This is a genomic window from Tannerella forsythia (assembly GCF_001006485.1).
Lineage (GTDB): Bacteria > Bacteroidota > Bacteroidia > Bacteroidales > Tannerellaceae > Tannerella > Tannerella forsythia.
Genome location: NZ_JUET01000092.1, coordinates 28,974 through 42,082, shown reverse-complemented (window position 1 = coordinate 42,082; position 13,109 = coordinate 28,974). Strand labels below are relative to the sequence as shown.

The following is a 13,109-nucleotide window of genomic DNA, read 5'->3' as shown; positions in this document are numbered from 1 at the left end:
CAAACAGAAAGGAGTCGATTAATATGGAAAAGAAAACAAAATACCTTTATGGAGCGGCAGTACAAGGTATCCAAGGATTTATCTTTCAGACCAACAAACTGCGTGAAATTGTTGGGGCGAGTGAGTTGGTGGAGGAGATCTGCACCACGGCTTTTGATGAATTTGGAGGGGAAAAAGGTCCTCAAAATGAAAAATCCATCTTGCGTGCTGCCGGAAATATCAAACATATTTTTGACAGTAGGAAAGCGTGTGAAGAAGCCGTGAAAGCGTTTCCTAAAAAAGTGATGGAAATGGCTCCTGGAATCACGGTTAGTCAGGCTGTCGTCACTTATGGAGATGAAGAACCGACAAAAACTTTTGAAAAGGCCGTTGAATTGTTGGAAGAACGTTTGCGCATTCAGCGTAATCGTCCCATGCGCAGTACTACCCTCGGTTTGATGGGGATAAAAAGGTCAAGAAAAACAGGATTGCCTGCTGTTGAGAAAGAGGATGATGATTTTCTTGATCTCCCGACACAAAAAAAACGAACGGTTGTTTCCGTTGCTCATTATGAATTATGTATTAAGTCATTTGGAATTGAAAATTTAAAAGATCGTATAGCTCTCGATATTAATGATATAACTAATAAAAACGATTGGATTGCTATTATCCATGCCGATGGCAATGGGTTGGGACAGATTGTTTCTAAAATTGGGAAAAAAGAAAAGGTATTCAAAGAATTTTCAGAAAAATTGGATCAGGCAACCACGAAAGCTGCGAATAGCGCTTTTGAAGCAGTGAAAAAACATTTTGACGGATTAGAATGTATTCCCATTCGTCCAATTGTCCTTGGCGGTGATGATTTGACTCTCATTTGTCGTGGAGACATTGCCATTCCGTATGTAGAAGTTTTTTTAGAGGAATTTGAAAACCAGACAGAACGGTTGCTCGGGGATATTTTGCAAGACAATCAAGTTTTTGGGAAAGACGGTGCCAGAAAACTCACAGCCTGTGCCGGCATTGCCTACATTAAATCATCTTTCCCGTTTTACTACGGTTATGCGTTGGCGGAAGCATTGTGCTCAAGGGCAAAGAAGGATGCGAAAAAAGATGAACGCAAACAGGATGGTTTGGCTCCTTCTTGTTTAATGTTTCATAAAGTACAGGATTCGTTTGTGGAAGATTTTGATGAAATTGCAAAACGCGAACTTACTCCTCAGAACTATTATTCATGGGAATTTGGGCCCTATTATCTTCATGAAATTGTTGGACGTTGGAAAATTTCCGATTTGAATAAAAAGATACAAAAGTTGGAAGGAAAAGAGGGCAACGCCATTAAAGCACATTTACGACAGTGGATGAGTATTATGCACAGAGATACTCATGCGGCGGAACAGAAAATGAAAAGGATGGTAGCGATGGCTTCGAATTTTAAATCCTATATCGAAAATGATTTACTGAAATCAAACGATAGAACTATAAGGGAAAATGATGAAGACAAGATTGTTCACACTTATCCGGTATATGATATTCTCGCTCTTCATTCCATCGTTTATCAAGACACCAAACAAACTACTAAGGAGGAGCATACAGATGAATGACATTAAATATAAAATTACATTTCTTACCGATTGGCATTGCGGATCGGGTTTAGCGGCTGGAGCAGATGTCGATGCGTTGGTCGTTAAGGACAAGGAGCGGTTACCGTATGTTCCTGGAAAAACCATGAAAGGTTTAGTCCGCGAAGCAGTTGAGTTGTTGGCACAAGTGGATAGTGAAAATAGAATTGAAGAAAAAGAGATTGTAAAAGCTTTTGGATCTTTAGATGATAAGGAAAAGAATGAACAAGGATGTATGTTTTTCGGTAATGCTGAATTGGCAAAACAAGAACGAGAGTCCATAGCTTCCCACCATGCTCAACGTTTTTTGTACCGTACGATTGCCTCGACGGCTATTCAAGAGGATGGTATTGCGCAAGAGCATAGTTTGAGAAAAATGGAAGTAACTATCCCTTGTGAAGTGATTGGAAGTATCAAGGATATTCCGGATACATTACTGACACATATTGAAAACGGTTTGAAAATGATAAAACGTCTTGGACAAAACCGTAATCGTGGGTTGGGACGATGCAATATTTCTATCATTGACAGACAAAAAAAGGAGGAATAATTATGAAGATACTTCAATATAGATGTACTTTATGTACGGATGTTATTCTGAATGTGAAATCGGCAACCGAGGGAAATAATCAGACTCTGGATTTCATACCGGGCAACAATTTCTTGGGAATCGTTGCCGGAGAGTTGTATTCCCTATTAAAACCAGAGGAGTCTCTAATTATTTTCCACAGCGGAAAAGTACGCTTTGGTGATGCACATCCCGAAATAGATGGAAAAAGGGCATTGCGGGTTCCCGCATCGATGTATTATCCCAAATTAAAAAAGCCAAGTGATGTTTGTTATATCCATCATGTTTATGATAGAGAAAAAGATACGGAAGATAGCGGTGAACCACAGCAACTCAAACAGTGTCGGGCAGGATTCTATATTTTCGAAAAGGACTGGGTAAAAGAAGTTGAAGTTAAGAAATCTTTCGCCATTAAATCAGCATATAATCGTGAACTTCGTCGTTCGAAAGATGAAGCTATGTTTGGTTATGAATCTTTAGACAAAGGGATGACGTTCCTCTTTGAAATCGCAGCCGATGAGGATGTGGATACCATATTGATGGATAAAATTCATGAGGCTATTTGTGGTGAAAAACGCATCGGACGCTCTCGTACCGCTCAATTTGGTTTGGTATTCATTGAGCCGAGTAGTTATATTGATAAAGTAAATTATCCTGTGACATCTGATTCGGTTTATATTTATGCCGATAGCCGTCTGATTTTTTTGGATAATAACGGCTTGCCGACTTTTCAGCCGACTATTAAGGATTTCGGCTTGGATGCCGGAACGATTAATTGGAAAAAATCACAAATACGTACCTTCCAGTATGCCCCTTGGAATTTCAAGCGTCGGGCATCTGATGCGGATCGTTGTGGCATAGAGAAAGGCAGTGTCATAGCGATCGAACAAATGCAAGGAGCGTTGAAACCTTATGTCGGGAGTTATCAGAATGAAGGTTTCGGGAAGATTATTGTCAATCCTGATTTCCTTGAAACCGATCCTCAAACTAATGGAGAATCCAAGTTTAAATTTGAAAAAAAAACAACTCCTGTTTTTACTAACGAGGCTGTTGAATTTGAAAATGTTCAAAATAACCCGTTATTTCTTTACCTCAACAGTCAAATCCGAAAAAACAGATTGAATCTTGAAATCTATGAGATGGTAAATACGTTTGTTAAAAACCACAAAGAGAAGTTCATTTCTGATTCTAAAGCTTTTGCTTCGCAATGGGGAACTATTCGAAACATCGCAATGACGCATAAGTCATTAGGAGATTTGAAGTGGGAATTGTTTGATAAAACGATAACCCGTAAGGTGAAGAATAATGAAGAACAAGAGAAGCAAATACCCGCTGCCTATTTGACGCATGGAGTCGCTAAAGATAAATGGGACGAGCGTGGAAGATTCAAGGTGTTTAAGGAATTTTTTGAAAAACTTACAGACGAAAATGCTCAATGGGCATTGATTAATTTATCCGCAGAAATGGCGAAAGTTTGCAGAAAGGAGGAGCGACAATGATTACAACAACCGAATACACTCATCGTTTTTTAGCAAGAATTGTGATTGAAGCCGAAACACCTTTGGCAGTAGGTTCCGGCGAGAGAGATATTTTCACCGATGCTTTGGTAGCAACCGATGTGAACGGACTGCCGTACATTCCGGGGACTGTGATAGCGGGAATTTTCAGACATGAGATGGGACTAAAGAGTTCCGATAGGGGAATCTTCGGTCATCAAGTGCCGGGAAAATCCAAGGAGGGTAAGGGATCTGAGATCATTTTTACCGAGGCCAAGATGATAGGAAAAGAGGGAAAAGTGATCGATGGCCTTCAGGTTATTAATTTTAAAGATGCGTTTTATAACCATTTTGTGACATTACCCATTCGTCAGCATGTCCGTATTTTTAACAAAGGGGTTACCGAAAAAAAAGGTAAATTCGATGAACAGGTAGTGTATCAAGGGAGTAGATTCTGTTTTGAAGTTGAGATGGTTTCTGACGGCAGAAATTTTGAGGCATTTAAACAAGTACTTCAAAAAATGACATCTAATACTTTCCGTATCGGCAGAGGCTCTCGCAGTGGATTTGGAAAAATTAAGGTCGTTTCTTGTAAAACGAAACAGTTGGATTTAACCGTCCCGGAAGATTTGAAATTCTATTTGGAAAAATCATCCTCTCTTGCAAAGGATTGGGAAGGAGATCCGATTGCGGATAACACACCGGGAGATTTGGATTGGGTAAAATACCAACTTCAACTCACTCCTGAGGACTTTTTCTTGTTTGGCTCCGGTTTTGGGGATGAGGAGGCAGATATGACACCGGTCAAGGAAGATATCGTTCAATGGAACGATGGAAAACCTGGTTTTGTTGAAAAATGTGTATTAATTCCTGCCTCTTCAATAAAGGGTGCCATTTCCCATAGAACGGCTTTTCATTATAATAGATTGTTAGAACGGTTTGCCGATAAACCGGAGACATATCCCAAAACAGGAAGAGATAATGAAGCCGTAAAAGTCTTGTTCGGCTCCGAAGGCGAAAACATCGGAGATAAAATGAAAAATCAATTGAGAGGGAATTTGATTTTTTCGGATATCATAGAAAATGTTTTATATGATAAAATTTTGAATCACGTTTCGATCGACCGCTTTACAGGTGGCACTATTGGTGGTGCTTTGTTCAGCGAAAAACCGACCTATGGTAAAGGAGAAGTATTCACAACAGAGATTCTTTTCAATGAAAAGGCTGTAAAATGTTTGGTGGAAAAAGAAAAGTCAGCAAAAGATAATGCAGAAAAGGAAAAGTTGAATTTTGAAAAAGTGCAAAAGGCTTTTGAATGTGCTTTAGAAGATATTTGCAAGAGTATGCTGCCCCTTGGCGGTGGCGTAAACCGAGGCAACGGATGCTTCACCGGCACAATAAAACGAAATAACGAAACGATTTACCCGAAGGAGGAACAATAATGGAACAAATAGAAAAATCAACCTATCAGGGCTATCTATGGTATAGTGATAAAGATCAACCGAAAGTGTTGAATAATGAAGATTTAGAGATAACATTGGATAAAAAAATAAATCCTTTTATTATCGAAGGACATCTGTTTGACGGCAAACAATCAATCAGCATCAAATATTTGGACGGAAAATACATCGTCAAAAAATACATTTTAGACGAACTTTCTGAAAAGGATTTTACCGAACAATCTTTTCTTGCCCATAGAATGGGAGATGTTAAAGCTTTAAAATTCAGGCAATATTGGGGAGAATCAGAAGGCAAATATGGACGAAAACAAAAAGACGAGTTATGTGAAGGGATGTCGGTTCTTCAACCTGCGGAATTGGTATTTGTCGGATTTAATGATAAGGAGAAATAATTATGGCAACGATAAAAGCACCGTTTAATTTTGTACCGTTATCGGATAAAATCTTTTTTCCGGAGTGGGCTGATCAAATATCTCAAGATATTCCGTTCTCTGACGGATTGAGTGGTACCATTGAATTGAAAATCACTGCTGAAACCCCCATCTTCGTTCGCAATGGGCATACTAAAGAAGATGCGGAGGCAAAGAATGATACCTATAAATCGTTCAGCAAGACACCGGATGGCAAATATTTCATTCCGGGGACATCCATTAAAGGAGCTATTCGGAATGTATTGGAGATTATAAGTTTTGGAAAAATTGGAGCGGTTGCTAACCAAAGTTTTGGTATTCGAGATTTGTCTAATGGTGTTGACGGTCAGTTTTATCGAAACAAGATAAAACCGGAAAAAGTGCATTGCGGTTGGCTATCATCTTTAGATGATAAGTTTTTTTTGGACGATTGTGGTATTCCTTGGCGTATTTCGGCTGAGGAAATTGATAGAAAACTTGGAATCAGACTTGATGACTTTGTAAAGAAAGGAGATTTTAAGAATGATTTTAATCGTGCAGCTAAAGCTAAGTATGATTTGATGGGCGATGAATCATTAACAAGTTCCTTTTCTCCTGATGAAGAGTTGAGATCAATATTGAAAGTCGGAAATCGTCTGTTTGTTCGTTTTTCCGATGAAGGAGAAAAGGGAACAATTGTTTTTACGGGACAACCCGGAAACAGGAAAATTGGTAATAAAACGGCAAAAAATGGTAAAGAAATTTGGAAAGGAAAATACTATGAATTTGTGTTTCCCTCAAAAGTTGAAAAAAGGTTTGAGATTCCTTCTGTGACATACAAGGAATTCATTTCAATTCATAAAGATTCGCCTGACTATCTGAATTTATGGAAGAAAAAATTACAAGACGGTGAAAAAATCCCGGTATTTATCGTATTAAGTTCGGATGGAAAATCAGTAGAAGCGATGGGCTTGTCTTACATGTTCAAGTATCCTGCATTTAACACCATTTACAGCGCATTGCGAAAAGAAGATTTGGACAATGATCGCATGGATTTGGCTGAATGTGTCTTTGGAAGAATGGATAAGAGAAATTCTCTTAAAGGCAGAGTACAATTCGGGCATGCAATATGTACAACAGACAATCCAAAAATACTTGATGAACGTTTGTTGGTATTGTCAAATCCTCATCCATCGTATTATCCATTATATTTAGGCAATGGACAAACTTGGAATAGCGAACATGTACGAATTGCGGGAATTAAAAGATATCCGGTTCGCAATAATCTTAGTGATACTACAAAAGGGACATCCGATATGGAGACTCTTCTTGTGCCATTAGATACTAATACTTCTTTCAAGGAAAAGATTCGGTTTCATAATCTACGGAGGGTCGAACTTGGCGCTCTATTATCTTCCATTACTTTTGGCAATGATGATAGTTGCAGGCATAGTTTCGGCTCGGGGAAGCCTTATGGCTATGGTAAGTCAAAGGTTGAAATAACAAATCTAAATTTGGTAGATAAAAATGATACGGTCGAAGAGCTTATCAGTTATTTCGATGGTGAAATGGAGAAGTTTCAAGATAATAAAGCTATTTCCGAATTAAAATCAATGGCTAAAGGAATTTCCCAAGAGCGAGAACAAGAATTTACTTATATGCAAATGAGTACCAAGAGAGAAGATAATGAGTTCATTAAAGGCAAGGAGCAGTATTCCAAGGGGGAACAATTAGGAACTTTTTCACAGATTGTAAAGAGAAATGTTCCCAATGCAAAATTTATCGGGAATGTTGCTGCAGGTAAACAGAGAGAAAACATTGAGGCGATTCTTGAAAGACAAAAAGAGAAAAAAGAGAGATACGATGAATGTATGGTAGAGGCTAATTTACATTGGACGGATAATAACTTGGAAGCAGCAAAGCAGTCTCTTGAGAAAGCACGACAATATACGGTTTCTACCAATGAAATTGACGATCTATATGAAAAAATTAGACAGAAAGAAAGTGAAGTAATGGAACAAGACAAGCAAGAGCAGCAAAAGCGTCAGGCAGAAGAAGCCGCACGGCACCGCCAAGCTCAAATTGAAGGAGGACTCATTTTTCTTGAAGAAAAAAATCTTAAAGGCGAATATAAGGTTGTTGATTTCAAAGGAGCTAAAAATCGAATAGAGCAATGGCTTAAAAAATCCGATAGCAGTTCGATATCTGAAGGACAAGATGATATTCTGGCAGAGACACTACGTCGTGTTTATATGTCTATAAAGAAAGATAGAGAAAGGCAACTTTGGACAACTTGTAATGAAGGCGTTTGGAAATATATTGTCAAATGGACGAGCGAATCTCGTGCCAAGCAAATTTATGATCAAATTATTGAATGATTCCGATATCTATAGTTCCTATGAAAAAGTGTGGGATTTATTGTAAAGTTCATACGAAAAAGTGTAATTTTTTTTGTTATTAAATTAATTTACAGCAAATTGATAAAAACACCGTATAGACCTGATTGGCTTTACTGTTGCAGTCGGAGCATAGATGAATAATAAAGAAGTTAGATCATGGCAAAAATACACATTACATTGGTTGGTGGGCAACCGGCTCCGGTTTATAACGGGATAGTCGCAACAAATCCCGATAAGGTTGTTTATATCTATTCTCAGGGAAGTTCGCGGGCTGTTGAAACCTTAAGAAAGGAAATAGATTTGCCAGAAGACGAACAAAAGCCTTTAGACACTACGAATCCTCAAATAATCATGGAGCGTGTCAACACATTAAAAGCAAAATATGCCAATGATGAGATCACATTAAATATTTCGAGCGGACTAAAGTCATGGTCGCATTTATTTGGCAGAGAGTTTGAGAAGATGCCCAATGCTGCCGTTGTCTACATGGATCAGAACAATGTGCTTTGGAATTACAAAACCATGCAAGGCTGTAGTGATTTCAACTTTGATATGTTTACGCTTTTCAGGCTGTATGGTAATCCGATAGACGACCACTATACTAATTTTTATGATTATACCGAAGCGGATAAAGAATGTTGCCAAAAAATAGAACAAATTCGAAAAGGCGGATTTCACACAGAGTTTACCAACATGCTCTCTCTTTTGAACAAGACCGATCAAAATGTTTTGAAAAACCAACCGTTTGGGACTTTTGAGAGTAAGAGAGGGACAACTTCTTTTGTTTCTTGGGAAAAGCCGACCGAAGGAGAAGATGGGTTTGTCTGCATTTATCTCCAAGGAAAAAAGAGAAATGAGGAAATCGTCCTTAAATCTCCTCATGCCATAGACTTAGCGTTCAATTCCGGATGGTTTGAATACAAAGTTGCTCGATTGTTAAGCCATTGGAAGAAAGCGAAAAACATATACATGAATTGTCGTTTTCCATTTAAATCCAATGTCGACAAAAATGAGGTCGATATTATCGTAAATGCAGGCAACAAGTTGCTCTTTGTAGAATGCAAAACGCAAATTAATAAAACGACGGACATTGACAAGTTTAATTCTGTTGTCAGAGCGTATGGAGGAACGGCCAGCAAGGCGCTGTTTGTTACTGACGCCATAATGACTGATGTTGCGAAGAAAAAATGCGAAGAGTATGGCATCATGACCTTTTCTTTGCAAGAATCGCATTTTTTGGAAACGAAGAAAGCGCTATTTTTAACGATTGATAACGAGCTATTTAATATTAATACCAAATAAAATATGGTACGAAAAGTATTTATATCGTTTTTAGGAACGAACAATTATGTTGAAACTCATTATGAACTCAACGGAAAAGTGTCAAAACCCGTAAGATTTATTCAGGAGGCATTAATCTCTTCAATATGTAAAAAATGGGAAGAGAAAGATAAGATATTTATTTTTTGCACCGAAGGAGCCTGTCAAATGAATTGGGTGGATAATGGTCAAAAAAATACACAAACCGATATTGAAAAAATTGGATTAGATCAGCGATTAAAGGACTTGAATTTGCAAGTAAAACACGAAAAAGTTAATATAAAAGAAGGTTTTTCGCTTGAAGAAATTTGGGATATTTTCGATACAGTGTATAATAAATTAGAAGCAAAAGATGAAATTTATTTTGATGTAACACATGCTTTTCGGTCCATACCCATGTTTTCGACAATATTGTTTAATTATTCCAGAAGCATGCTTGATACGGAAGTTAAGTCGATATATTATGGTGCTTTCGAGAAACTAGGATTTGCTTCTGAAGTTAAAAAAATGCCTTTGGAGAAAAGAATTGCACCCATAATAGATTTAACCGGCTTTACAAACTTACAACAAACTATTCAGGCGGCAAATGACTTTAAGAATTTCGGCAAAGTAAGTTCAATTTCAACTTTAATAAAAACATCTGATAACAATAGAATCAACGATGCTATACAAAAATTAAAAACAGAACTGCAAAATCTTGACGGCTATATTGCCACTTGCAGGATGGCAGATATTAAATCCGGAGCTTTTGCAAAAAAAATCCTTGAAGTGTTTCAAAAAGCTTTAAGAAGCAAATCTATCACATTAAGTGAAAAAGAATTGTTGAACAGGATAAACGACAAAATCTCATCTTTTAAACCTGAGCCTTCAGATGAGAATATAAAAGTTGCCATTTCGTGGGCTTTTGAATATGGAATGATACAGCAGGCCTACACCTTAGGACAAGAATATATTATTTCTTGTGTAGCTAAAAAATTTAATGACAAAAACCCTTTTGAAAAAGAAAAGGATTTTAGAATGTTTATCTCGGGAGTTTTGAATATAGAAGATAAAAATATTGAAGAAGACAATTTTAAATATAGTTTAGCGGAAAACAAAAAACTGACAAAAGAAATTCTATCATTAGACTGGATAAAAGAATTACGTAAAGAATACAAGCATTTTGCGGATAACAGAAATAATGTAAATCATGCAAAGGGGAAGAAAACAGAGAATGAATTTAAAACACAGTTTAAATCTTTCCATAAATGCTTAGATATCCTTGGAAACTCCAATTAATTATCTTCATATCATGCTAATCAACCTCACCAACCATCCTTCAGCTTTGTGGGACAAGGCACAACAGCAAGCCGCTTCACAATATGGTGCGTGTATGGATATGCCGTTCCCCGCCATTGATTCGGAGGGCGATGAAAACTATATCGATCGACTTACGGATGAATACCTGCAGAAAATCCTCACACTGGCCGATGGGCAAAAAAACAAAGTTGCTGTACACATCATGGGTGAGATGACTTTTTCATTCGCATTGGTAGAGAAATTAAAAAATGCCGGAATCCGTTGTGTAGCCTCAACATCTGTACGTGATAGCATAGATTTAGGCAATGGACAAAAAGAGATAACTTTCAAATTCGTAAAGTTTAGAAATTATCTATAACAATGAAAAATTTCTTAAAACCATCGAGTTCGGGTATAAAAAACATTATTTGCCTTAACTACTTATTCGATCCTTAAAAACATCCTATTAATACTTGATATTGAGCAAATTAGTTTGCGAAAACCTTTGATAAATCTGCAAGTTTTCTTATCTTTATAGCAAGAAACTTGCAGATTTTCATGATTAATCACCTTTCCTACTGAAGCCAAGTTGCATAAAAAAATTGTACGCAAGGTCCCGGACATCGTCCATAAGCCGGAGCTACCTCTTCCCCAAAGCTATACCTTTGTTTTGAAACGCATTTATCGCGACCAACGTTTTCGCAATCATCCCAAGAATCACCAAAAGGCACTCAGGGCGGATAAGAAATTGCGGACAATAGCCGGCAGATTAGTTCGAGAACTCAAGCGCAATCTTGGAGAGCATTCTGTTTACACTGAGTTGATTGAGAGATTTGAGGCCATTCTTTCACAAAGACGTCATAGCCGGCAAAAGATTTATTCTATTCACAAACCTGAGGTACAATGTATTAACAAAGGTAAAGAGCATAAGAAGTACGAATTTGGCAATAAGGTATCCATCGTCCGCTCGGCTACGGGTATTATCCTTGGAGCCCGGTCTTTTCGTAATGAGTATGACGGGCACACGATAGAAGCTTCGTTAGCACAAGTTGAGAGTCTCACACAAAGAAAGATCAAAATGCTTGTGGGTGACAGAGGCTATCGAGGTAAGAAAGAGGTTAACGGAACCCGGATTTTAATCCCGGATATTCCCAAGCAATCAGATAGCAGACATCAGAGGTGCAAGAAACACAAATTATTCTGCAAGCGAGCAGGCATAGAACCCACCATCGGACACTTGAAATCAGATCATCGTTTAGGCCGCAACTTTTACAAAGGATTGGCCGGGGATGCTATAAACATACTGTTGGCAGCAGCTGCTTATAACTTCAAATGTCTTAAACAACTTTGATCTCGGCATCCATCGTACCATCTCGCCATATCCGCAAGAAACAAAGAGAAAGACACCGTTCGCCGGTTACGATCTCTGGTTCAACCGTTTCGTCAAAAATTCCTGCAAGATCAGCGCATGATTGCTAGTTGCGTTTTTCGAAGCATAAAGTAATGTGACCGTTTGTTGCCCACGAAGCCGATCGATAAACTCTTCGACTGCAGGATTTTCACTCAACTCCTGCCGATATTTCTGCACAAACTCCGCCCAATGTCCTGTTTCGTCCTGATGAAACCATTGTCGTAAGGGCGGGCTCGGTGTGATATCCTTCGCCCATGCGTCGTAAAGTAACTGCTCTTTTCTGATGCCTCGTGGCCATAATCGGTCTACCAAGACTCTAAACCCGTCCGACGCTTCTTCCGGATCAAAAACCCTTTTTATTCGAACCTGTATCATATCTTCATCCTATATGGTTATGACTTTATTTGATCGTTTTTGACACTAAGATACCATATCCCAAGTAGCAGAATCTTGAACACGAACCGTGCCGGATAGGACAAATGTTCCACGGCATGCTGCGTTTGGGTGTACTTGCAATTCAGGTTACGTGTTGATCGGCCGCACCTCGATGAGCTTCTCGATTGGGAGGAGAAACTTGTTTCCGCTCTTGACGTAGCGGAGATCGGTCGTAAAGTCGCAGTAATTCGGTCTTTGTTCTATCTGTGCCATAATGGAATTTGTTTTACACCCCAAAGATAGCACATATTTCGTTGATATGCAATAAAAAAATAATTTTCACTATGTAAAAAAGTCACTGATGCGCATTTCAAAGATGATAATGACAGATAGCGGACAGGTTGGAGCAAATCCGCTCAAATACCGTTTCTGTTTATCGGTTCATCGAGTATAAGTCCTTTATATTTCGTTCTCTTTTTCCGAAAAACTCTTGAGCATTTTTCCGCGGAAAGCCCTCGTCCAACAGGGTGTCGTGCTGGGCGAGTGCGACGAGATAGGTCTGCGGAAAGATGTGCGCGTGGACATCAATGACGTTCTGTGACATGATGTTTTGAGCTGTAACGGTCATGAGTCAGGAAAGCCGACATAAATGACATCACAGTCCGCAATATTCACTAAAAGCTTTTTGATGGCCGGAGGTGATTTCTTGTCTTTCATCTCAACGCTTGAGCGTGATTGATGGTCAGTCCAGTCAAGGTCCGCAACAGTGTCCGGATATTCCCGATTTGATTTTTATCCGTTCGTGTATAAAAATC

At 38.5% G+C, this 13,109-nt stretch carries 12 protein-coding genes and 2 pseudogenes; 10 read left to right on the top strand and 4 right to left on the bottom strand.

The features are described 5' to 3' along the window. Positions 1-23 precede the first annotated feature (23 nt). From Tanf_RS09095 to Tanf_RS09050, 10 genes and pseudogenes are all read left to right on the top strand, one after another. The gene (locus Tanf_RS09095; protein WP_046825648.1) at positions 24-1,580 is read left to right on the top strand and encodes a Cas10/Cmr2 second palm domain-containing protein; all 1,557 of its coding nucleotides are present in this window, start codon (positions 24-26) and stop codon (positions 1,578-1,580) included. Next, positions 1,573-2,148 carry an RAMP superfamily CRISPR-associated protein gene (locus tag Tanf_RS09090; RefSeq protein WP_046825647.1) on the top strand — a complete coding sequence of 192 codons (576 nt, stop codon included), beginning with the start codon at positions 1,573-1,575 and terminating at the stop codon, positions 2,146-2,148. The genes Tanf_RS09095 and Tanf_RS09090 overlap by 8 nt, the downstream gene beginning before the upstream one ends. Before the next feature lie 2 nt (positions 2,149-2,150). After that, a complete protein-coding gene (locus tag Tanf_RS09085) occupies positions 2,151-3,665 on the top strand; it encodes a hypothetical protein (protein ID WP_046825646.1) in 1,515 nt (504 codons plus the stop codon). Then, entirely contained in the window at positions 3,662-5,104 is a 1,443-nt protein-coding gene (locus Tanf_RS09080) for an RAMP superfamily CRISPR-associated protein (RefSeq protein ID WP_046825645.1), read from the top strand. The genes Tanf_RS09085 and Tanf_RS09080 overlap by 4 nt, the downstream gene beginning before the upstream one ends. Beyond that, positions 5,104-5,514 (top strand): TIGR04423 family type III CRISPR-associated protein, encoded by a 411-nt coding sequence (locus Tanf_RS09075; protein WP_046825644.1) that lies wholly within the window; start codon positions 5,104-5,106, stop codon positions 5,512-5,514. The genes Tanf_RS09080 and Tanf_RS09075 overlap by 1 nt, the downstream gene beginning before the upstream one ends. Before the next feature lie 2 nt (positions 5,515-5,516). Next, positions 5,517-7,889, top strand: coding sequence for a TIGR03986 family type III CRISPR-associated RAMP protein (locus Tanf_RS09070; RefSeq protein WP_046825643.1), 2,373 nt, complete (start codon positions 5,517-5,519; stop codon positions 7,887-7,889). 177 nt (positions 7,890-8,066) lie between these two features. Then, positions 8,067-9,212 (top strand): Card1-like endonuclease domain-containing protein, encoded by a 1,146-nt coding sequence (locus Tanf_RS09065; protein WP_140230592.1) that lies wholly within the window; start codon positions 8,067-8,069, stop codon positions 9,210-9,212. Between the two features lie 3 nt (positions 9,213-9,215). Further along, complete coding sequence (csx2, locus tag Tanf_RS13890; protein ID WP_052449066.1) at positions 9,216-10,508, top strand: TIGR02221 family CRISPR-associated protein; 1,293 nt, start codon at positions 9,216-9,218, stop codon at positions 10,506-10,508. Continuing rightward, positions 10,492-10,887 carry a CRISPR-associated protein gene (locus Tanf_RS09055; protein WP_201774588.1) on the top strand — a complete coding sequence of 132 codons (396 nt, stop codon included), beginning with the start codon at positions 10,492-10,494 and terminating at the stop codon, positions 10,885-10,887. Before csx2 ends, Tanf_RS09055 begins: the two co-directional genes overlap by 17 nt. A 186-nt stretch (positions 10,888-11,073) precedes the next feature. Then, a pseudogene (locus Tanf_RS09050) lies at positions 11,074-11,841 on the top strand (transposase); the annotation flags it as partial. Between the two features lie 84 nt (positions 11,842-11,925). Here the strand turns inward: Tanf_RS09050 and Tanf_RS09045 are convergent. The 4 genes and pseudogenes from Tanf_RS09045 to Tanf_RS14375 all read right to left on the bottom strand — a co-directional run. Continuing rightward, positions 11,926-12,294: a DUF488 domain-containing protein gene (locus tag Tanf_RS09045; protein ID WP_046825640.1), complete on the bottom strand. Its 369-nt coding sequence runs from the start codon at positions 12,292-12,294 to the stop codon at positions 11,926-11,928. Between the two features lie 147 nt (positions 12,295-12,441). After that, positions 12,442-12,567 carry a hypothetical protein gene (locus Tanf_RS15820; RefSeq protein WP_014223679.1) on the bottom strand — a complete coding sequence of 42 codons (126 nt, stop codon included), beginning with the start codon at positions 12,565-12,567 and terminating at the stop codon, positions 12,442-12,444. A gap of 160 nt (positions 12,568-12,727) precedes the next feature. Further along, complete coding sequence (locus tag Tanf_RS15125; RefSeq protein ID WP_155642384.1) at positions 12,728-12,898, bottom strand: hypothetical protein; 171 nt, start codon at positions 12,896-12,898, stop codon at positions 12,728-12,730. Between the two features lie 20 nt (positions 12,899-12,918). Next, positions 12,919-13,062 (bottom strand): annotated as a pseudogene (locus Tanf_RS14375) (flavodoxin); the annotation flags it as partial. Positions 13,063-13,109: the final 47 nt, after the last annotated feature.